Origin of the sequence: Proteus terrae, assembly GCF_003144325.1 — a bacterium.
Taxonomy (GTDB): domain Bacteria; phylum Pseudomonadota; class Gammaproteobacteria; order Enterobacterales; family Enterobacteriaceae; genus Proteus; species Proteus terrae.
In genome coordinates this window covers 116930-139859 of the sequence record NZ_PENS01000010.1, presented here as the reverse complement: position 1 = coordinate 139859, position 22930 = coordinate 116930, and the positions used below count along the sequence as shown (strand labels likewise).

At 33.8% G+C, this 22930-nt stretch carries 20 protein-coding genes and 2 tRNA genes; 3 read left to right on the top strand and 19 right to left on the bottom strand.

Annotation, left to right across the window (positions count from 1 at the left end):
* Positions 1–398 precede the first annotated feature (398 nt).
* From DK857_RS11635 to DK857_RS11595, 10 genes are all read right to left on the bottom strand, one after another.
* On the bottom strand, positions 399–731 hold the full coding sequence (locus DK857_RS11635) for a zinc ABC transporter substrate-binding protein (RefSeq protein WP_109402245.1): 333 nt from the start codon (positions 729–731) through the stop codon (positions 399–401).
* Between the two features lie 60 nt (positions 732–791).
* On the bottom strand, positions 792–1298 hold the full coding sequence (locus tag DK857_RS11630) for a contact-dependent growth inhibition system immunity protein (protein WP_109393466.1): 507 nt from the start codon (positions 1296–1298) through the stop codon (positions 792–794).
* 3 nt (positions 1299–1301) lie between these two features.
* Complete coding sequence (locus DK857_RS19590; protein ID WP_326490321.1) at positions 1302–1577, bottom strand: endonuclease toxin domain-containing protein; 276 nt, start codon at positions 1575–1577, stop codon at positions 1302–1304.
* 287 nt (positions 1578–1864) lie between these two features.
* Complete coding sequence (locus DK857_RS11625; protein WP_109402244.1) at positions 1865–2371, bottom strand: contact-dependent growth inhibition system immunity protein; 507 nt, start codon at positions 2369–2371, stop codon at positions 1865–1867.
* Positions 2372–2613: 242 nt separating this feature from the next.
* Positions 2614–3213, bottom strand: coding sequence for a hypothetical protein (locus DK857_RS11620; protein WP_109402243.1), 600 nt, complete (start codon positions 3211–3213; stop codon positions 2614–2616).
* An 11-nt stretch (positions 3214–3224) separates the two neighbouring features.
* On the bottom strand, positions 3225–3551 hold the full coding sequence (locus DK857_RS11615; RefSeq protein ID WP_109402242.1) for a zinc ABC transporter substrate-binding protein: 327 nt from the start codon (positions 3549–3551) through the stop codon (positions 3225–3227).
* Positions 3552–3611: 60 nt separating this feature from the next.
* Positions 3612–4118 (bottom strand): contact-dependent growth inhibition system immunity protein, encoded by a 507-nt coding sequence (locus DK857_RS11610; protein ID WP_109402241.1) that lies wholly within the window; start codon positions 4116–4118, stop codon positions 3612–3614.
* Between the two features lie 591 nt (positions 4119–4709).
* Positions 4710–5219, bottom strand: a complete 510-nt coding sequence (locus DK857_RS11605) for a contact-dependent growth inhibition system immunity protein (RefSeq protein ID WP_082239479.1) — start codon at positions 5217–5219, stop codon at positions 4710–4712.
* Positions 5216–10525, bottom strand: coding sequence for a DUF637 domain-containing protein (locus DK857_RS11600; RefSeq protein WP_109402240.1), 5310 nt, complete (start codon positions 10523–10525; stop codon positions 5216–5218). Before DK857_RS11600 ends, DK857_RS11605 begins: the two co-directional genes overlap by 4 nt.
* 15 nt (positions 10526–10540) lie before the next feature.
* A complete protein-coding gene (locus DK857_RS11595) occupies positions 10541–12082 on the bottom strand; it encodes a ShlB/FhaC/HecB family hemolysin secretion/activation protein (RefSeq protein ID WP_109402239.1) in 1542 nt (513 codons plus the stop codon).
* Positions 12083–12275: 193 nt separating this feature from the next.
* Between DK857_RS11595 and modF the strand changes: the two genes are divergently transcribed.
* Positions 12276–13742 (top strand): molybdate ABC transporter ATP-binding protein ModF, encoded by a 1467-nt coding sequence (gene modF / locus DK857_RS11590; protein ID WP_109402238.1) that lies wholly within the window; start codon positions 12276–12278, stop codon positions 13740–13742.
* A gap of 389 nt (positions 13743–14131) precedes the next feature.
* On the top strand, positions 14132–14884 hold the full coding sequence (gene gpmA, locus DK857_RS11585) for a 2,3-diphosphoglycerate-dependent phosphoglycerate mutase (protein ID WP_036938379.1): 753 nt from the start codon (positions 14132–14134) through the stop codon (positions 14882–14884).
* A gap of 72 nt (positions 14885–14956) precedes the next feature.
* On the opposite strand, the gene aroG is transcribed toward gpmA, so the two are convergent.
* The gene (gene aroG / locus DK857_RS11580) at positions 14957–16015 is read right to left on the bottom strand and encodes a 3-deoxy-7-phosphoheptulonate synthase AroG (RefSeq protein ID WP_109393458.1); all 1059 of its coding nucleotides are present in this window, start codon (positions 16013–16015) and stop codon (positions 14957–14959) included.
* A 243-nt stretch (positions 16016–16258) separates the two neighbouring features.
* On the bottom strand, positions 16259–16987 hold the full coding sequence (pnuC, locus tag DK857_RS11575) for a nicotinamide riboside transporter PnuC (RefSeq protein WP_109402237.1): 729 nt from the start codon (positions 16985–16987) through the stop codon (positions 16259–16261).
* A 252-nt stretch (positions 16988–17239) separates the two neighbouring features.
* Here pnuC and DK857_RS11570 point away from each other — a divergent pair, with 252 nt between their 5' ends.
* Complete coding sequence (locus DK857_RS11570) at positions 17240–18127, top strand: aminoglycoside 6-adenylyltransferase (protein WP_109393456.1); 888 nt, start codon at positions 17240–17242, stop codon at positions 18125–18127.
* Between the two features lie 173 nt (positions 18128–18300).
* On the opposite strand, the gene DK857_RS11565 is transcribed toward DK857_RS11570, so the two are convergent.
* The 7 genes from DK857_RS11565 to tolR all read right to left on the bottom strand — a co-directional run bounded on the left by DK857_RS11565 (position 18301) and on the right by tolR (position 22913).
* A tRNA-Lys gene (locus DK857_RS11565) sits at positions 18301–18376 on the bottom strand.
* A gap of 31 nt (positions 18377–18407) precedes the next feature.
* A tRNA-Lys gene (locus DK857_RS11560) sits at positions 18408–18483 on the bottom strand.
* A gap of 153 nt (positions 18484–18636) precedes the next feature.
* Positions 18637–19374 (bottom strand): tol-pal system protein YbgF, encoded by a 738-nt coding sequence (ybgF, locus tag DK857_RS11555; RefSeq protein ID WP_193528599.1) that lies wholly within the window; start codon positions 19372–19374, stop codon positions 18637–18639.
* 39 nt (positions 19375–19413) lie between these two features.
* Positions 19414–19908 carry a peptidoglycan-associated lipoprotein Pal gene (gene pal, locus DK857_RS11550; RefSeq protein ID WP_109393454.1) on the bottom strand — a complete coding sequence of 165 codons (495 nt, stop codon included), beginning with the start codon at positions 19906–19908 and terminating at the stop codon, positions 19414–19416.
* A gap of 45 nt (positions 19909–19953) precedes the next feature.
* Positions 19954–21249, bottom strand: a complete 1296-nt coding sequence (tolB, locus tag DK857_RS11545) for a Tol-Pal system beta propeller repeat protein TolB (RefSeq protein WP_075672728.1) — start codon at positions 21247–21249, stop codon at positions 19954–19956.
* 142 nt (positions 21250–21391) lie between these two features.
* The gene (gene tolA / locus DK857_RS11540; protein ID WP_109402236.1) at positions 21392–22459 is read right to left on the bottom strand and encodes a cell envelope integrity protein TolA; all 1068 of its coding nucleotides are present in this window, start codon (positions 22457–22459) and stop codon (positions 21392–21394) included.
* A gap of 28 nt (positions 22460–22487) precedes the next feature.
* Entirely contained in the window at positions 22488–22913 is a 426-nt protein-coding gene (gene tolR / locus DK857_RS11535) for a colicin uptake protein TolR (protein WP_023581195.1), read from the bottom strand.
* Positions 22914–22930: the final 17 nt, after the last annotated feature.

Here is a 22930-nt window from a genome sequence, read left to right as displayed (position 1 = left end):
ACTTAGTTATTATTTTAACAATAATATTAAGTGATGGTTTTGAGGCTTAATAATAATTTCATTACCTACAATACTTAAACCGCATAGGCTCATATTCTAAAATAGAAGATAGATTAATATTAAGCATTAGTTAAATCTAATTTGGCACTATTCAAAATAGTTATAAAATCATCTAAAGTAAATTTACGCTTTACATCTTTACTTAAAAATCGGCTATCATTAAAAATTCAATTTCTATTTTATCGATTCCACTATCTTTATTTAATTGACAAAGTATTTATTTTTTATGAAATTTCGACAGTAATATTCTCATATTTATTGTCACTTAAAAAGTCGATTTTAAAGTTAGAATCTATCATCTTTTTTCCTTTAATTTATGAATAATATTATAAAAAACTCTAGATAACAGGTCCATCCCATCGTAATTGGTTACGTAATTCATTAGGAACCAAATCAAATAACATTTTGATATACTTTATATTGCCATCATACAATATACTTATTTTTGAACTACATTTCTCAGTATATGTTTTAGCTTGAAAATTTAAAAATGAAATATCACTTTCATCAAAATCTTGATTAAGTATTTTTTTAGGTAAATTATGAATTAACTGTAATTCATAATAACAAGATTTATCTTTTGCTTTTGCTATCATTCCTCTAGATTGAATATTTCTTAATTGAGGTAAAATCCAATATATCATATCTATATATATTTCATTTTTAGTCATTAACACTTAATTACTTAATAAAGAAGCAATATAAATTATTATGATTTTAATCCTAAAAAATTAAAATTTTCGACTAACACAACGTGTAAATGCTTCTTTTATTGAGGCACCTAAAACCTCATCACTACAATTGCTTTTTAACGTAATAATTGCGTTGTTAGGTATGCTTTTACCAATCCAATTATCCAATCGTAAGTGATCATAAGGAATAATAAATATGATACCATCAGTCACATTTACACTACATAAGTTCATATTTTTGAATAGTGTCGTTTTATTTTTATAATCATACTCTTTAATTATTTTCTTTATCCATTCAGAATATGATTTTTCATCATTACGCATTTCATGATATTCAGATGAATTAGCATCTAATATTTCGCTTTGGATTAATGCATTTCTTGTAAAAAAACCCAAATCAGCATCAAGTGGATCTTTGGATAAAACCTTATAACCTTTTTTAAAATCCATCAAATAAATACCACTTTTTGAAAGGGTTATTATAATATAATAATCATTGTTAAAATAGACATTTGCTCTTGAATTATTTTTTTTTGATATAGACACTATTTACTCCTCAACTATTGTAATATTAATCTTAATATTTTTTGAAGATGCATTTTTGATAGAGTCATTAATAGCATCCCATTGTTCTTTGGTTGTTCTTGCAGGAACACCTAGTTCTAGAGTTTTTGATTTAACATCACTTGGTAAAATCTCAGCTCTTCCCCTTCTTTCTCCTGAATATTTATCTATAGTTGAAATATATGTATTTAATGTATTTTCTATTGATTTTGGATTTTTAATCCTTGAGGCTGTTTGGGTATTTAATGTCTTTACACTAATATATTCACCTGTATTAGTATCATAATGAAAGGATCACCCCAAAAAACCACCACTGCAACGCCCCATACAACTTAGAAAATCATATAGTTGTTCTGTTACGTTAATACGATATAAACGTTCAAATTTTTTTATCTCATCATCAGAATACCCCTTTATTTTATTTATAGGGAACTCTGGATATATAGCGTGTAAATCATTTATTATATGAATTTTTCATAGAAAAATTCATATAATAAAAAAATCACCTTACCTATAATTAGCATAAGGTAATTTTATTTAGTATCCATTTAAACTTTTCGACTAATACAACGCGTAAATGCTTCTTTTATTGAGGCACCTAAAACCTCGTCACTACAATTGCTTTTTAATGTAATAATTGCACTATCAGGTATTCCTTCACCAACCCAATGATCCATACGTAAATGGTTTAGAGGACTAATAGTAATTTCATCATCTGTAAGCTCTAAGCTACATCGATTCATATTATTAAAAAGTGCTGTTTTATTTTTATAATCATACTCTTTAATTATTTTTTTTATCCAATCTTGATAAGGTTTTTTATCATTATACATTTGATTAAACTTATCTGAACTTCCTTTAATTTGTTCACTTTTAATCAGAGCGAGTTTTGCATAACAACCTAATTCTTCATCAAGAATATCATTAGGTAAAACTTTATAGCCTTTTTTTAGATCCATTATATAGATAGAATGACCAGAAAAAGTTAATAAAATATAATGAGCGTCATTATAATAAACACTTGCTCTTAATTTATTGTTTTTTAATTTAAACATTAATTATTCCTCAATTATCGTAATATTAACTTTTATATTTTTTGAAGATGCATTTTTTATAGAATTGTTAATTCTTTTCCATTGATTAATTTCTGTCATTCAGTAGTTTATAATCACCTTTACTTCCCTTTTTATAAACAACTTAGATAATTATCGTTAAATAAAAAACCATCACCTAATTGTCATATTAAGCAATAGTTTTTGGATTAAATAATTTTTTCATTAAAATTTAGCAACTAAAATTATTTTGAGTACATACGAGTAAAATAATCATTAATCTTATTATTATCGAGTAATCTATCTTTAGTAAAATCAATATTATCAGAGAATACAACATATTTTCTTAAATCTTCAGGAATATCTTCAATCGAAGCATAAATACTAGGGACAATAAAACGAAAATAATCACCCATTTTCGTTTCACCGTCATAACCAATGGGATAATCTTCATATAACTCATTTAGGGCTTCAAAAAGAAACATCCCCATTTTAGCTCCAACTCCAGCATCACAATGATTTCCATTCCATTTTTTCAATTCCAAATCAAACTCTTTTATTATTTTTGATTTATAGTAATTTCTATAAATATAACTTGAATATAAATCAATAGTATAATTACCATGCTTATTTATATAATTATGATATTCTTCTGATTCACCATCAATATATTCAGATAGTTGATCCAAATATAATTTAATATCCTTCAACGATAATAATACTTCAGGTAGCCATCCACTATTATTATTATACATTTTAGCTAGATGCCCTTGATTATCCATGGCAACCCACGCATACGTATAAGATGAACCTGGTACCCATTCTGGATTTAGAGGTAAAACCATATATCCTCAACTTAATTGATAGGCCCATCCCATCGTAATTGGTTACGTAATTCATTGGGAACCAAATCAAATAACATTTTGATATACTTTACATTGCCATCATACAATATACTTATTTTTGAACTACATTTCTTAGTATATGTTTTAGCTTGAAAATTTAAAAATGAAATATCACTTTCATCAAAGTCTTGATTAAGTATTTTTTTAGGTAAATTATGAATTAACTGTAATTCATAATAACAAAATTTATCTTTTGCTATCATTCCTCTAGATTGAATATTTCTTAGTTGGGGTAAAATCCAATACATCATATCTATGTATATTTCATTTTTAGTCATTAACAATCAATCCATTAGTATTTAAATAATATAAATAATTACGAATTCAATCCCTAACAATTAAATTTTACGACTAATACAACGCGTAAATGCTTCTTTTATTGAGGCACCTAAAACCTCATCACTACAATTGCTTTTTAATGTAATAATTGCACTATCAGGTATTCCTTCACCAACCCAATGATCCATACGTAAATGGTTTTGAGGCTTAATAATAATTTCATTACCTATAAAGCTTAAACCACATAAGTTCATATTTTCAAATAGAGCTGTTTTATTTTTATAACTATATTCTTTAATTATTTTTTTCACCCACTCTGAATAAGATTTTTTATTATTATATATCTCATTAAATTCTTGTGAGTTACTTTCTATTTTTCTACTATTATTTAAAGAAATTTTTGAATAATGACCTAACTTATCATCAGTGATATTCTTAGATAAAACGTTATATCCATTTTTTAAATCCATAAAGTGGATATAGCATCCCGAGATAGTTACTATAATATAGTAATCATAATTAAAGTAAATATCCGCATATAAATTATAGCCCTTCGATATAATCATTAACTACTCCTCAATTACAGTAATATTAAACCTAATATTCTTTGAAGATGCATTTTTAATTGAATAGCTAATTATTTTCCATTGATTAATTCCTGTCATTCAGTAGTTTATAATCATCTTTACTTCCCTTTTTATAAACAACTTAGATAATTATCGTTAAATAAAAAACCATCACCTAATTGTCATATTAAGCAATAGTTTTTGGATTAAATAATTTTCTCATTAAAATTTAGTAACTAAAATTATTTTGAGTACATACGAGTAAAATAATCATTAATCTTATTATTATCGAGTAATCTATCTTTAGTAAAATCAATATTATCAGAGACTACAACATATTTTCTTAAATCTTCAGGAATATCTTCAATCGAAGCATAAATACTAGGGACAATAAAACGAAAATAATCACCAATTTTATTTTCTCCTTCATACCCTACTGGGCGGTACTCATATAATTCATTAAAAACTCAAAAAAGAAAAATCACTATCAATTCAATTAAAAATCAAATTAAAAACATTTAATTATTTATTGCCTAATAATTCACATATATATTATATTTCAATTATACAAAAATACTCACTTTCATTAAGTTAAAATCTCTTCGTAGTACACCGACTAAATGCAAGCCGAATACCCAAACCTATCTCATCAGATGAGCTATCTAGCGATAAAATAACCTTATGGGATGCCCCTATTCCTTCCCATCCTTCAAGACTTGAATGGTGAGAAGGTGAAATTAATATTTTGTTATTAGAAAGATAAACAGAACAATTTAGCATATTAGCTAAAAGTTGACGTTTTGAGCGATAGTTATATTTATACTGTAATAATTCTAGCCATGAATCCCAGTTTTTTTTTATATTTTCCTTTTTAAAGAGTTTGTCATATTCCTCATCTTTGAGCTGAGTTCGACTATTCTCTAAAACTTTAATTAAACTTTCGCCAAGCTCCTTATTTGAACATGTTAAAGAAAGTATAATTGATGAAAAATTAGGATCGAGTGTCATTAGCCCATAGCCAGATTCCGTATTTAAGCAAAAAAATTTATCTGTCATTACTATCAAAGCACAATACTCATTATCGTTAATAAACGTCATCATTTTACCTGCGTTATTTTTACTTCAATATTCATACTTTCTCCATAAGCTACCGCACGATTAATTTCAATCCATTGGGCCTTTGTTGTCGATTGTGGTACAGCAAGCCAAATTTCTCGTTTTGCTATCATTTCTGAATGTAAATTAACTCCTGACAATCTATAACCTTCAAATTTTGCAGCATCATCTATATTACCTTTAATTGTATTATAAATTTGTTTTGGTCGATTAAGTTTACTCATCGTTTGAGTATCTAGGCTTTTTGCACTTATTGCTACTTTATCTTTAGCAATATAAAAATCAAATGTTTTAAAATTTTTTGGCAATCTAGTGTGAACAGGTAAGCTTTTCGCAATAGAGTTTTCCCATGACATTCCTTGTGTATTTATATTTCCTCCCCCAGAAGACCATTTCATACCAATTTCAGAAGCAGAAATTGTTTTACTTGCTGAATTTCTACCAAAATATCTAATAGCAAAATCGCTTAATTCTTTAACTAAAAAACCAGCACTAACAAGAAAAAACTGGTTATCTGGCTCTGAGATCCACGATGAAAACTTTAACCAAGAAGGAGTGTTTACATCTATTTTATCTAAATCTTGCGAATTCCAATATTGAACATATTGTTTAGCTATCTCAGTTTGCATTGTATCAGCACCAAGATAGCTAGCCCAATATGGTCTTTTAGTTAATTCAAGTGCATTTTCAATTCTTTTTTTCTTGATCTCTATAACTGCTAACGGATTAGTATTTAATTCAACATCTAGTTTTAAACTATTTTCATTGCTAAAAACTGTATATTTGTCGATTATCTTTGATAGGCATTCAGCATTAGACCCACATTTATGTATTTCTCGATCGAAATCCATCGAAATATCATGAAATAAATGGTTGAAACGGAATATATTCTCAGCTGAACTAGCACCACTATATACACCACCTGGCTCACCAGTAAAAACACCACCGGCAATACCACCAAATAATCTAACAAATTGCGCTTGTGATTCTGATTTTCTCTGCCATCCCTCAGCCTTAATAGTGTTATCACCCAATGAAATAGCAGCAATTTCAGCAGCTAAGCTACCTATAACTGCACCATTAATATTTCCTCCACTAATTTGGGCAGATAAACCAGATAATGTTGCATGACTTAAAACCTTTCCTGCATGCCCTAATACCGCGCCATTATCACCAATTAAATTGGCGCCTTCGGCATGAAGCTGACTACCGATATTGCTTAATAGCGCGGTTTTAAAATTATCAATAAAACTGCCACCTTGAATGGCTGTGCCCAATGTTGAACTAACGACTGAATGAGAGGCAACGCGTTGTGCAACTTGATTCCATGTTGCGCTATCGGTCGCAAGTAACTTGCCTGTTGAAGGTAATGTTCCACCTTGGATTGCCTGATCCCAACCCATAAATTGGTCAAGACCCTGAAGTGCCCCCGCAACCACCATACTCGTCACCACAGACTTGACCGTGTCGCTACGCCCCAGTGATTCAAGTGTTTTAGAGATATTGCCTTGGTTTTCAGCTAAAGAGACCGCCGCTTGCGAAACTAAAGAGGCAAAACCTGCTTGTGCTGCAACCGATGCCGTTGAAGCCACGCTTGCTGAAGCACCCGCCGCAATGGTTGCTTTACTTGCCATTCCACCAATAGTTGCCGCGGTTGCTGTACCGTAAGTGGCAACTCCCACTGCAATAGCGATAACCGCACCAACAACAGGATTTAATTGTTTTGTTTTATCATCCCAATCAGAATAGGTATCTTTAACTAAATTCCAATTAACGTTTTGATGATGTTGAAGCTCTTTAAGCCATGCATATTCTGGAGTGTTACTTAAAACTGTTAATGCTTGTTCTAGTGATTGTCCTTTTTGAGCTTTAATATCAGCAGATATACCTTTAGGAGCATCAATAGTCAGTTTTCCACCAATATAAAGTGTCGGCAATGCCCAACTCTCTTTGATATATCCCTGATTGCGCTGAGTAATATAAATATCTTTTGAATTAGTAATAACTTGCTTAAATGCTGTATTTTTAACTGCTTTAAAATTAACTTTTCCTATTTTACTGGTTAATTTTGCATTCTTCGCTGTTTCTAGTTTGCTCGCTTCTAAGGTAATATCATCTTTAGCAAATAAATTAATATCGCCATTAGCGATAAACTCGGTAACTTTATTATTTGTATTATGACGTTTTTTCGTGTATTTCTTTTTGGTAGTACATAAAGTCCATCGATTACATTTTTTCTTCTCTTCTTCGTAATAACTCGATTCTTCCATCGCTTGTGCGTAAAGAAATCCACCTTTAGCAGCAATATCTATCTCTTTATTGGCAGTCAATTTTGATGCTTGAAATAAAATACTGCCTTCAGATAATAGAGTTAAATTATTGCCACTATTAATTTCAGTACTAACTTGTTTGTGAATTTCTTCTAACTTAGAGCCCGACTCTTTACGAAAATGTGTTTTTACCGATCCCAATTGAATATTACCACCACTGGATATCGTAATGTCACCATCTGATTTGAATGAGCTTCCTTCTGTTATTAACACACCTGATGACGCAATAGAAATACCTTTATTTCCTATAATAGCCGCTGTGCTATACTGAATGTCTTGAGCATCTTCGTGGGGGTCTTTGATGGCAGAATAAGCATTTGCACCCAGCTTTATATTCCTACCAGCTAATACAATGACTTTATCTTTTGAATTTAATACTGTTGAACTTAAATCAACATCACGCGCTGCATTTAAGATAAGGTTATCGTCTGAAAATAACTTAGATTGTAATTGAGGATAATAAATATCACTAAAGAAAGGATCGGCTTCTTTTATTGATTTTGAAGCAAGGAAAATATCCTGCCCTGCATTAAAGGTTATTCCTTTATCACTATGATATTTTATTCCTTGACTAATAATATCTTTACCTGAAGTAAAAGCTATATTATTACTTTCCAAAATCCCCATGTTAATTAAAAATGCTGGAATATACCCACTATCTCTAATAAAAGGTACTAAATTAAAAAGAAAAGATTCATCACGATTTATTTTAATATCTTCTAGCGCAGATAAATTTAATTCATTGGATTTATTAATTATTACATTTGAAATATCAATATTTTTCCCAGAATTAAAATATATTTTTTCAGGAATATCAACATATGGTGATTTAATACCTTTTAGAGTATAAAATTTGGTAGGATTAAATAAATGACTAATATTTCCCTTTTTAGTTATAGCAGAAAAATATTTTGCTGTTACATCTATATTCTCAAATTTTATAGTATCTATCGATGTCAAACTTATATTTTCATCAGCTAGCAATTTTGAATTATTTATGTTTATACTTTTATCAGCAATAATAGATAAAGAATCGTTTGCTGTTAAATTTAAAGAAACATTCACATTATTAGCATTTAATAATATATTTTTAGCTAATATAGTATTTTCAAAATCTGATAACCCTCTGAATTTTTTTATTTCTTTTTCTGTAAATGGAAGTTTACGCTCTAAATCTATACTGTTTTTAAAATCTAATACTAAATTATTACCTGCTTTTATTATATAATCAGAGACATCATTTACAGAAAATTCATAATGACTACCCGTTTTCACAAAAGGAACAAAATGACTTACCTTATTAAATTTAGCTTCATCAAGCTTATATTTTATTATATCATCCCGATAATAAAGATGAGCATTATCATTAGAATAATGTTCCCATTTATTAAGATATGCAGAACGATAATAATATAATCTTGCACTGCTTCCTGTTGCAATTAAATTATTATCTGCAATAATTCTAGATTGGTTATTAATAAAATCATTAGATTGTATATATAAATTATTTCCTGAAGAAATAATACTAGGAACATATTTATTACTTTTTTCAAAATATGAACGTTCTACATTAACTCCTCCATTATTTTTTAAATCTAAAATATCAAACCATTTTTTATAAGAGAAATTTTTCAACTCAGGAAATGTAATAACTAAAAGAAAATCATCAGTAGGACTTCTAGATGGAAGGAGGAGGTGATTACCGATATTTATAGAGAGTTTAGAATCAGGCTCTTGTTTTATCTCTTTAAATAAAGGTGTTATAGATTCATTAACCAATTTCTTAGTTCGAATAATCAAATCACCCTTTTCTGTTTTTATCGTGGCTGATTGATTTTCAATTAAAGTACTTGGATCACCCTGCGCATTTCTCTGTATCCATAAATTATCTTTCGCTTGAATAATCGCTTTTTCGCCTTTATTCGTGAGTTTATCTGCGAATAAACGCATATCTTTCTCTGAGATAACTTCACTATGATTAATCAGCGTATTAGTTGCTAAAGTAATATCTCTTTTTGCTTTTAACTTTGTATTACTATTAATTTGTAGTTCTTTACTACTAACATTAATATCTTGATCAGATTGAATATTGCCATTAAAGGTAATTTTTCCATCAACGGTTAAATTCACACTGTTTTGATTTGTCTGAATATTACTTAAATTAACACCAACACCTTTTTCTGTACTGACTAGACATATTTGATTGGCATACATTCCACCTAGCACTTTCGTATCAATAGACAGCGTAGGTTTAACGCCTTCACCATTAATGCTATTTACTGTACCTTTATCAAAATCGATACGGTTATTACCTTGCATTAAAGAAAGGGTTTTAGCGTTAATTTTTCCATTTAATTCAATACTACGGCTGATAATGTCGGCATAATCCTGAGTTTGGAGATCTATACCTTGCGTACCAATAACAACACCACCTTTTTTCACTTCTATTGCCGAATAAGCACCTTGAGGGTTAAAAAGAGGTTTTCCTGTTGTGAGCGTAATTGCTGGGGTATTTATAAACGAACAGCCATCACACGTAATGCCATTTGGATTAGCAATAACAACTTTCGCTTGTTCTCCTGCAACTTCCAGTTTTCCTTGTAATTGTGAGCGCCCATTTCCCACCACTTCATTAATAATTAAATGAGCAGCACTACCTTTTAAATGAGTATTGGCATTCACTTGTTTGGCTAATTGTGTGTTAACAGAAGTTGTCGCATTATTAAGTACAACACCTTGCTTGCTAACATTGAACGAATGAAACTTATTATGAGAAATACCAAGATTATTAGGTGTTGAAATATTAATAATAGGAACAGTATTTTGTTGATTAACTTTAATCGTTTTATCGGATGGCGTAATTGCTGAGCTCCAAGCTGGATGTAATGGATAAATAGCAATGACATAAGCTATGCCATAACTTATTAAACGTTGTTTCCAAGAAATATCCTTTTCACACATAAAAACTCCTAACATTTAAATAGCAAGAGAAATGGACCAATAAAAAGACCAGCAATCTGGCTTTAATGATCTGGGATAAAACATAGGTTTATTAATTAATATCTGAGAAGAAAAAGTGGAATGATAGAAAGAAGCACCTATTGCACTTCCAATTATTTTATTCTTTTCTGTTTCATATTGATCTGAATGGGCGACACCATAATCAAGTGCAAAAATAAAATTCCACTTACTTAAAAATGAAGTTATTGGTGATATATTTATTTCATTGCGCCAATAAAACCCACTATTAGCATTAAAATTTATTTCTTTATATCCACGAACAGCTTTTATTCCATCTATTGCTATTTTTTCTGAACCATAAAGATTATCAGGCGTATATTGACTATGAAATGAAGTAAGATAGGAAAACTGATCAGTCAATAAATATTGATAGCTTAAATTTAAACTTAATTTTCGATATTGACTACGAGGTGAATTATCAGCAATATAATCAGGTGTCGCACCAAAAAGAGAGATCCCAAACTCAGCAGTTGGATTAATGATTAAATATCCATTATGTAAACTTAAAGTATATTCAGGGCTGAATGATAAAGAAGTCAATGTGGGACTATTTATTAATAATTTTTGTTGTACTAACTGTGTTTTTACTTTCTTATGCTTTAACGTTCCCTTTAGTGTTATTCGTTGTTTATTATCTCGATAAACTAGACGACTAATATCAAATTGCTGATCTCTATTTTTGTTTTTATAAATATATTTGTGATTATTTTGGAAGGAATAAGACGAACTACTATCAGATAACTGGTATTGATAAAACCAATAGCCATAAGGGATATTCACACTTGCAGTATAAGCACGAGAATAGTGAGCATGAGGGAAATCTGTATTTGTTTTTAGTGAAAAAATCCACTGTTCACCCAAGCCAAATAAAGAATCTATTGTTGTCGTGTTAGTAAGTAAGATCTTTCCTGTTGTTTCTGTTCCTGAATTATCAATTGTTAATCGATTCTTTAAAGGGAGTTTTTTAGCTTTTCGATTAATAGTTACAGATGAATATCCCACACTATCGCTTGGTTGAATATCCAAGGCATATTGCGCTGTCGTTAACCGATTAAGCTGTTCTAATCCATGTTCTAAATCTCGTAGATTTAAAATTTTTCCTTTGGAGGAAGGAAAAATAATATCGACTAATCTAGATGAAATACCATTAATAGAAATATCTTTTATTCTGCCTTCAATAATCTTTATTACTAACTTATGATTAGAAAGATCTTGCTCTGGTATAATAGCCTGGGAAGTAACGTAACCTTTTTTAATATAATTATTAGTAATTGATTTAGCCACCTCTTGCATATCATTTAATGTTAGACATTGTTGCAGGTACGGTGAAATTACTTTAGATTTCTGTCTATCATCTAATAAAGTATTTCCTGTAAGGTCAACTTTATCAATAAGAAAGCAATTACTATTTACATTTTTATTATTCAAAGAAAAACTATTTTTGCTAACGAGTAAAAATATAAAGAAGAATAAGTTTATTTTTTTAAATTTATGCATATATAAGTCATCCTTAAAGAGATGTTTATATATTTACATAGGAAACGCATTTTAAAGGTTATCATTAAATAGTAGATGTATAAGGCTTTTGGAAAAAGTTCTTTCAGCAAATATTGACAAGTTTCTATTAACCCTATATTGCTAGATACTTAACTTGCACTTAGCTTACATTAAAAAAATAAGGCTAATAATAATGAAACACTTACAACTCAACAAAACACAATTTCGCTTAAGCGATAAACTCTGTTTACAAATTGACAATTTAGCCATAAATGAAGGTGAAAGTTGGGCATTTGTAGGCAGTAATGGAAGTGGCAAAACCGCCTTAGCAAATGCATTATGCCAAGAAGGTATTTTGCTCTCTGGTGAGTTTATCAATACATTTTCTCGCCCGATTAGTCTCTCTTTTGAAAAACTGCAAAAAATGATTGAAGAAGAGTGGCGTCGTAATAACACAGATTTATTAAGTGAAGGTGAAGACGATACTGGCTTAACCGTTGCTCAAGTTATTCAAATGCAGGTAAAAGATGATGACAGATGCTTTTTATTAGCAAAGCAATTTGGTGTTGAATACCTTTTATCAAGACGTTTTAAATATCTATCTACAGGTGAATCTCGAAAAATATTGCTTATTCAACTTTTAATGAATAAACCTGATTTAATTATTTTAGATGAGCCTTTTGATGGATTAGATGTTGATTCTCGCCGTGCTTTAAATGAATTGTTAACACTATTACATCAACAAAATCTAACTATCGTACTAATTCTAAATCGTTTTAACGATATTCCTGATTTTATTCAGTATGCAGGTCTACTGATTAATTGTGAATTGGTAGCCAACGGCAAGAAAGAACAAGTTTTATCTGACTCAGTAATAGGCCAATTATCTCACAGTGAAACGCTAGAAAATCTCACATTACCTGAACAAGATTCGCCTGATGCCATTCCTCAACTATCGCCGACTCTTTCTCCTATTGTGCTAAACGATGGTGTAGTGAGCTATAACGACAAACCTGTTCTTCACCATTTAAGCTGGGAGGTAAAACCTCAGCAACATTGGCAGATTTTAGGCCCTAATGGTGCAGGAAAATCGACACTATTAAGTTTAATTACGGGTGATCACCCTCAAGGCTACAGCAATGACTTAACGCTATTTGGCCGTAAAAGAGGAAGTGGTGAAACAGTATGGGAAATTAAACGCCATATCGGTTATGTCAGTAATGCCTTACATCAGAGTTACCGTGTTTCTTCAACGGTAAAAAATGTCATTATTTCAGGTTTTCATGACTCTATTGGCATTTATCAAGCAATTACAGATAAACAGCTTAAACTCGCTGATGAATGGTTAGCGTTAATTGGTTTAACCGCACATGCTAATCATCCATTCCATTCCTTGTCGTGGGGTCAACAGCGCTTAGTTTTAATTGTTAGAGCATTAGTTAAGCACCCTACTTTGCTCATTCTCGATGAACCACTGCAAGGATTAGACACAACAAACCGACTCTTAGTACAGCGTTTTATTGATATCATGATAAGCCACAGTAATACGCAACTTTTGTTTGTAAGCCACCATCAAGAAGATGCGCCATTATGTATTACTCATCGATTGACTTTTATTAAAGAAGGCGAAATTTATCGTTACCAGCAAGAAATTTGTTAAATGTTGATTTTTACTGCCATAATCAGGGCAATGATTTTATAAATTAACGCTAAACTTAGGTCTGAATTTTTATTTAAATCGACATTTTCTTGCTTGTTATTTAAACAATAATAAATAAAGGATCTGTCGTTTTTATGGACGTCTTTTTCGTCTATTTTTCATACAAAACGGATATTTTGTTTTTTTACGCCGATCCAGCTAGATTAATAGCTTGAACGATTAAGCAAAAGGTGTGACAACTGCGCAATAATTCATCGAATAAACGACATTTTTGACTTAATCCCCCTTGTTTTGTCACTTATGTTTGGCGTTCTTGTCGATGATCCATATAATGATTGAAGTGCTAATTTTAAACTTATATTAAGAAAGTAATTATAGGAGTCTAAACTATGGCAGTAACTAAGCTTGTGCTAGTTCGACACGGTGAAAGTGTATGGAACAAAGAAAACCGTTTTACAGGCTGGACTGACGTTGAGCTGTCCGAAAAAGGCCGTAATGAAGCGCAAGAAGCAGGTAAACTACTGAAAGCTGAAGGTTTCGTTTTTGACTATGCATATACTTCTGTTCTGAAACGCGCAATTCACACCCTGTGGAACATTCTTGATCAAGTTGATCAACAATGGCTGCCAGTTGAAAAATGCTGGAAATTAAACGAACGTCATTACGGTGCTCTGCAAGGCTTAAACAAAGCTGAAACTGCTGAAAAATATGGTGATGAGCAAGTTAAACAATGGCGTCGTGGTTTTGCTATCACTCCACCAGAATTAACTAAAGACGATGAACGTTTCCCTGGTAAAGATCCTCGTTATGCATCTTTAACTGCGGCAGAACTGCCATTGACAGAAAGCCTAGCATTAACTATCGACCGTGTAACGCCATACTGGGAAGAAGTTATCAAACCACGTGTTGCTTCTGGTGAGAAAGTGATTATTGCAGCTCACGGTAACTCACTGCGTGCTCTGGTTAAATACCTAGACAACATGAGTGAAGATGAAATTCTTGAGCTGAATATCCCAACAGCAGTACCTTTAGTTTACGAATTTGATGAAAACATGAAACCAATCAAACGTTACTACTTAGGTAATGCTGACGAAATCGCAGCAAAAGCAGCCGCTGTTGCTAACCAAGGTAAAGCCAAGTAATTTTACTGTTATTTTGAGTTATATAAAAAATGCCACTTTTAAAAGTGGCATTTTTATACTTAAATTTAATTATTACGCTTTATTACGACGTGCTACAACTGCATCTGCTAATTGGCGTAACAGCGTTTCGGTGTCATCCCAGCCAATACAGGCATCAGTGATGCTTTTGCCATAAACCAGAGGTTCACCACTTTCTAATGATTGATTACCTTCTTCTAAATGACTTTCAACCATAACACCAATTAATGCTTTTTCGCCTGCGCTAATTTGTTGGCAAATATCGGCACCAACTTCCATTTGTTTCTCAAATTTCTTGCAACTATTGGCGTGGCTGAAGTCAACCATCACATTTTGTGGTAAACCTGCTTTTTTAAGCCCTTCTTTTACCACTGCAACATGTTCAGCGCTGTAATTTGGCTCTTTACCACCACGTAAAATAATATGGCAATCGCCATTACCCGCTGTGCGCACAATGGCTGAATGACCCCATTTAGTGACAGAAAGAAAACAGTGTGGCGATCCTGCGGCATTAATTGCATCAATAGCAACTTTAATAGTTCCATCTGTACCATTTTTAAAACCAACAGGACAAGATAAACCTGAAGATAACTCACGGTGTACCTGAGATTCAGTAGTACGAGCACCAATAGCACCCCAACTCATTAAATCAGCAACGTATTGAGGTGTTATCATATCTAAAAACTCGCCAGCAGTTGGCAAGCCACTATCGTTGATAGTTAATAAAAGATTACGAGCAATACGCAAGCCTTCATTAATATCAAAGGTATGATCCATATGAGGATCATTAATTAAGCCTTTCCAGCCTACTGTTGTGCGTGGTTTTTCAAAATAAACACGCATAACAATTTCAAGTTTATCTTTAAGCTCTTCTCTGATGAGGCTTAAACGTTGCGCATACTCCAATGCAGCTTTCGGATCATGAATAGAACAAGGTCCAATTACCACTAATAGACGATCATCTTTTCCAGCGAGGATTTGATGAATAGCTTCACGGGCATGACGAACTGTAAAAGCCGCGTTATCAGTTGCTGGAAACTTTTCCAATAAAGCAACTGGCGGTAAGAGTTCATTAATTTGTGTTATTTTAAGGTCATCATTTTGATAATTCATTCCCGTGTATCCACTCTATGTTATCTAGTCAATGTTATTATTGCTTTTCCAATCTAACCATTCATTTTCTATCTGTAAACACCCTTTCAACCTAAAGCATCTATAGTCACCTTTCTAAAAATTTCAACATAAAGGGAAATAGCGTATTTAAGCGAAATAATGATTCAAAATTGCGGTAAAAATAAGAATAAAGACAACGAATAGTAAGGCTAGAGAGAAAGATAACTCTACCAGCCTTTTTTATTAGGAGAGATAATTATTTTTGCTAGAGCGTTTTGCTGTTTTGATCCACAAACGAGAACCATTGATAGCGATAGCCAGTAAAATGATATATTCAACAGACATTGCATAAACGCCTTGTTTGTAGAATATAATAATACTAATCACATTAATAACTGACCAAACTAGCCAGTTTTCAACTAATTTCCGCGTCATTAAGATCATTGCCACAATGGAAAGAACCGTCATTGTAGAGTCCCAGAATGGGTAAGCATCAGGTTCAAGAACTGGTGTAGCTAAACTTGCACCAAAGACATTTAATATATCAACAGCAACAACAGCTAAATAACCAAATACAGTATCAATATTGAAAGTAAGAGCAGCAATGGCAGCTATCGAAACAACGATTAAGAATAGACGATGACTCGATTTTAACCAACGTATTCTTAGCGTAGCTTGCTCAAAGTCATTCACTCTGCTCCATGCATACCATCCATAAATATTAGCGGCAAAGAAAAATATTTGAAGGAGTAAGCTTGCGTATAGCTGAATTTGGAAAAAAATAATGGCAAACAAAGTGACATTAATAAGTCCAAATAAATAGTTGATAATTTTTTCCTGGCTTGCAAGCCAAATACACAATAAACCAGCGATGGTGCCAACAGCTTCAATCCATGAGAGTGGATATCCACCGTCTCCGAGTGGGATATTGACTAAAATATTATTGATACTAAACCAACTCATCACATCCATTTTACAACCCCGACTTAATCATAGAAAAAACAAAGAAAATATGGGTTATTGCGACATCTTTGCAAAGTAGTAAAGATATATTATAAATTCATATTTATAATGGTACTTAGTTTCTAATATTAAACATTGTGTTTCTGATTTAGAAAAACAACAAACAAATGTTTTATATATTAAACAAAATATTCTAATTTTACTTTTTAAACAATAAAAACGACAAATAACTTTATTACATTTTACTTATTAGAGAGAAATATGGAGCCAACAACACGTTTAATCGATCGCATGCTATCTTTTGCACTCCTTGATCCTAGAATTGAAGCGGTAGTACTAACAGGATCGTTAGGACGCAATAGAAAGATAGACAGTTATTCTGATATTGATATAGAGCTTATCGGTTATGGTGCGACAGAGCTCGCAAAAAACCAACATTGGTTATCACAATTCGGTGATGCTCTTGTCAGCTTACAGTTGGAGTGTGAAGATCCCAAAAGTAAGTTTTGGCCTATTTATTTACATGTTTTAGCTCAAGGTCGCAAAATAGACATTATGATGGCAGAGCCTGAGCGTATTTTTAACATGAAAACTGAAGGGCTTAGCCCAATTTACCAGCGTGGGTATCAAATCTTACTTGATAAAACGAGTTTATGTGACGGGCTTCCTGAAATTGGCACTATAACACCCCCTACGCTTTCAAAAGAGCAAGCATGTAATAATGCTCAAGAATTCTGGTTTGAGGCGACACAAGTCGCTATAGCCATTCTACGCCATGAATTTTGGTCTGCAAATTATCGTATACATGATATGCGTGAATGGCTGATGGCGTTACTTGAACAAGTTGCGTTACACAATGCGCCAACACAAGATGTGTGGTATCAAGGGAAAAACTTAAAAGAATGGCTACCTAAATTTTATTCATTGCGTTCATTGGAAAGTACTCTTGCAATGAGTACCCCCTATGAATCAGCAGCAACACTTTCAATTATGATGGCATTTTTTCTTGATGCATCGAAACGCCTCAATCACCCTATTGATACAGCAATAAAAACGCAAGAATTGGTCAGTGATTGGTTAATCGATAATGAATTTTTGACTGAAAATGAATACAGTCAAATCACGTCATCAATTATTTGTCATTACTGATTTGAATGTCATTTTAGATTAAGGTTAGGTAGTTTTTTCCATTTTGAGAAAACTATCTTCATTGTTTAATAAAGCGATAAATTACACTATCAGAAACAGAAAGCTAAGTGTTTGTTTATTATTTATGGAATGATAGTTTAGGGAATAATAAATATACAGGAAGAGGTTTGAAATGGTGGGTCGTGGGCGATTCGAACGCCCGACCAATTGATTAAAAGTCAACTGCTCTACCGACTGAGCTAACGACCCATTTCAATAAAAACGGATTGGTATTCGAAAATGGTGGGTCGTGGGCGATTCGAACGCCCGACCAATTGATTAAAAGTCAACTGCTCTACCGACTGAGCTAACGACCCTTTTTCGAACTCGCCACATTCTCTGTGGCAACGGCGGGTAATAATACTGATTTAATGTTTTTGTGCAACGTTTTTTTTCAAAAAAAAGTTCAACCGTTGAAAAAACAATCATTTAACCCCGAAAATGCAACATTTACATTACGGGGTCAATAATTAAAGTGTTCCTAGCTGCTTTTGCGCTAATTTAGCGCCAGCGCTATTTGGATATTGCTTAATCACTTGTTGGTAAACAGCTTTAGCATTATCCTTTTGCCCTTTCTCTTGCATGATCAAACCAATTTTATAAAAGGCTTCACTTGCTTTTTGAGATTTTGGATAATTTTTAACAACGATAGCAAACGTGCTTGCAGCCTGATCCTTATTACCCTTTAGATAATACATCTGACCCAACCAAAATTGTGCATTTGATTGATAGCTAGACTTTGGATAGTTATTGATAAAGTTGTTTAATTCAACAATTGCCTTATCGTAATCTTTAGAATTCAATACGATATCAATTGCTGCATTATAATCGGCCTTCTCATCACCTTGCCCTGAGCTAGTTGCAGCAGGAGATGCTGAAGAAGCAGTATTATCAGGTTGAGTGGCTTCTGTTGATGTTGAAGCTCCGCCACCAAGGCTATCTAATTGTTGATAGATATTGCGTTGGCGTTCAACAACTTGATTTAACTGGTATTGATTTTCCTGAATTTGACCACGTAACATATCAATATCACGCTGAGAATCAGCGAGTTGTTGCTGTAATTGGGTCAAAAGCTGGCTGTGAGCATTTGAAAAACGCTCAAGTTGGGCGAGTCGTTCATCGGTCGAACCTGAACCGATATTACTGATTGGCGCTTGGGCAATAGCGGCTACAGGAGCCGCTACGCCAACCAGTAACAACAGACTCATCAAGAAAGGTCTGAAGTTACTGTTGTTCATGCCGTTCTCTTAGTAATCCAGTACTGCACGACGGTTTTTCGCGTAAGCGGCTTCGTCATGACCCAGTACAGCTGGTTTTTCTTTACCGTAAGAAACGATTGACAGTTGATCAGCTGATACGCCTTTACCTTGCAGGTACATTTTCACAGCGTTAGCACGACGTTCGCCCAGAGCGATGTTGTATTCTGGAGTACCGCGTTCGTCAGCATGACCTTCTACAGTGATACGTACTGATGGATTTGCACGCAGGAATGCTGCGTGTGCATCTAACAGGTTAGCGTAGTCTGAGTTAATGTCATATTTGTCGAAACCGAAGTAAACGATGTTTTGCTGTTTCAGTTGTTCTAATTGCTGACGTGCTAATTCTTCAGCAGTAGGACCTTGTTCAACAACTGGTACATTGTTTGTATCAGCTTGTTCGTCGTTTTTGTTTGAGCTACATGCTGCAACAGCAACGAGTGGTAATGCTAACATCAACCCTTTAAACACTTTGTTTAATTGCATCTCTATTTGTTCCTTTATTTGTTTGCCATACATAATTTTTATGCATCACATAAACGGTGACCAGGCAGGTGCTTTAACCTGACCATCAGTCGCCGGAAGACGCGCTTTGAAACGTCCATCAGTCGATACTAGCTGCAAAATGGTGCCTAAGCCTTGTGTAGAGCTATAAATAACCATTGTGCCGTTAGGCGCGATGCTTGGCGTTTCATCCAGAAACGTATCTGTTAGATATTGTACGGAATTCGTTTCCAGATCCTGCTTAGCGATATGTTGCCTACCGCTTTCAGAACTCACCATAACTAAGAAACTACCATCTGGGCTTACTGCTGGGTTCTGGTTTTGTTTACCTTCCCAAGTAATGCGCTCTGGTGTTCCACCGTTAATATTAACCTTATAAATCTGAGGATTTCCACCTTGATCTGAAGTATAGACCAAAGTTTGTCCATCTGGCATCCAAGTTGGCTCGGTATTATTACTTCTACCATTGGTTACCTGTGTCATATTCCCACTCGCTAAATCCATAACATACAGATTTAAGCTACCGCTCTTAGAAAGAGCAAATGCAAGTTTAGAACCATCAGGTGAAAATGAAGGTGCACCATTATGTCTTGGGAATGATGCAATTTGGCGAATTTCACCTGTTGCTAATGTTTGTACCACTAAAGCAGATTGACCACTTTCAAAGGTCACATATGCAAGTTTAGCACCATCTGGCGACCATGCTGGTGACATTAATGGCTGTGATGAACGATAAACACGATCTTGGTTAAATCCATCATAATCTGAAACGCGCAATTCATAAGGATATGCGCCACCATTTGTCACAACAACATAAGCAATACGTGTACGGAATGCACCACGAATACCAGTCAGTTTTTCAAAAACTTCATCACTAGCAGTATGTGCAGAGTAACGTAACCATTTCGATGGCACTTTAAACTCACTTTGAGATAAAACTGCACCCGGTGAGCCTGCAACATCCACTAACTGATAGCTAACTAAATATTGACCATCCGCTGATGGTTGCACACGTCCCACAACAACAGAATCAATGCCTAATGCAGTCCAAAGTGCAGGCTGGACTTCAGAAGCAGTAACCGGTTGTTGAGGTATACGAGATACATCAATCGGATTGAATTTTCCGCTATTACGTAAATCAGCTGCAATGATGCCAGCAACATCTTCTGGCATTTGACCAGTACCTTCCCATTTAAAAGGAACGACACCGATAGGGCGTGCAGTATTCACCCCTTGTGTAATTTCAATTCGAACCTCAGCGTTAGCCAGAGTGGTTACGCATAATATTAAAAGTCCGAAAATAACATTTAATGCCTGCTTCATCATGTCTCCCTTTTATTATTGCGGTTATTACGCAATAACGCACAGAATAGTAACAAACGCTTTTCAACAACACCATACAACGCATCAATAACATTCTAAAATAGCTATAAATTAGTGTATGTTTTCCTACAATCAGACAGTTTTATGGTTTAAACTCAATTACTGATGATTTTACTTGTTCATAAACATCTTTCGGTGGCTTAGGTAATTTAGCGGTATTCGCTGCTCTTAATGCCACTTGACATAAAGAAGGATCCCCCCCTACAACCTTCGCACTGATTAGCAAGCCATCAGGTGCAATACTGACTTTTAGTTCACAAGTTCGCCCTTTATACAACTCAGGGTCAATAAACTTCTGCTCAATAGCCGTTTTCACTTGTCCAATATAAGTAGCAACACCTGCATTATTAGCACCAGTGCGATTTCCACCGCCTTGCCCCGCTGCTGAAGCACCACTTTGTTTACTACCATCAGCCATTAAGCCATCAAGTAAACTATCTACCGCTTTACTTTGCTGTTGTGCTGCGGCTTTTGCTTTAGCCTCTGCAGCAGCTTTGGCTTTTGCCTCTGCGGCTGCTTTTGCTTTAGCATCTGCTTCAGCTTTCGCTTTTGCATCGGCCTCTGCTTTGGCTTTAGCATCAGCCTCGGCTTTAGCTTTTGCCTCTTCCGCTTTTTGTTTCGCTGCTAACTCAGCTTGTTTTTTTGCTTCGGCTTCAGCTTGTTGTTTAGCATCCGCTTGTTCTTTTAAGATGCGATCACGCTCTGCTTTCGCTTGCGCAGCTGCTTCTTCTGCAACTTTTTGTTCTTCTTTTGCTTTCGCAGCGGCTAATGCAGCTTCACGTTTTTGAGCTTCTGCCGCCTCTTTCGCTTGTAAACGTTCAACTTCTAACGTTTTCAAACGTTCTTGTTCTTTCATTTGCTGCTGACGCAACTCTTCTTCTTGTTGCTCTGCACGCTCTTTACGCACTTGCTCGGCTTTTTGGACGTTAGCTTGTTGCGCTTTCTGCTGATTATACTGTTGTACCACAGCATTAGGATCGACCATAATAGCATCAATAACTTGCCCGTCTTCTCCACCGCCACCACCTAAATCCCATTTCTGAGTTAATGACCCCCAGATAAGCAATGCGATAACGAGTAAATGCAAGGCGGTAGACAAGATAACTGAACCGCTCAATTTACTTCGGATTGGTTTCGTCTTCTTTCCCACGCTATCATCCAAACTTATTTCAACCTAATTACATAGGTTGAGTCATTAAACCTACAGATTTAACACCTGCTTGACGTAACATGTTGAGCGCTTTAATTATCTCATCATAAGGAACATCTTTAGCACCGCCAATAAGAAATACAACTTTCGGATTTTTTTCCAATTGTCGTTTGGCTTCAGCCATAATCTGTTCTTGTGGTAATAATTCTAATACTTCCTGATCAACACGAATGTTGTATTGCCCAACACCTGCAACTTCGACAATCACAGGAGGGTTATCGCTACTTGAAACAGTTTGTGTCTCTGTTGCTTCAGGAAGATCAACCTCAACACTTTGCGAGATAATAGGTGCTGTTGCCATAAAAATAAGTAACAGTACCAATAATACGTCTAGCAAAGGAACAATGTTAATCTCTGATTTTACGCCTCGGCGGCTACTGCGACCCCGTGCCATCAGCTCTCTCCTTCTGC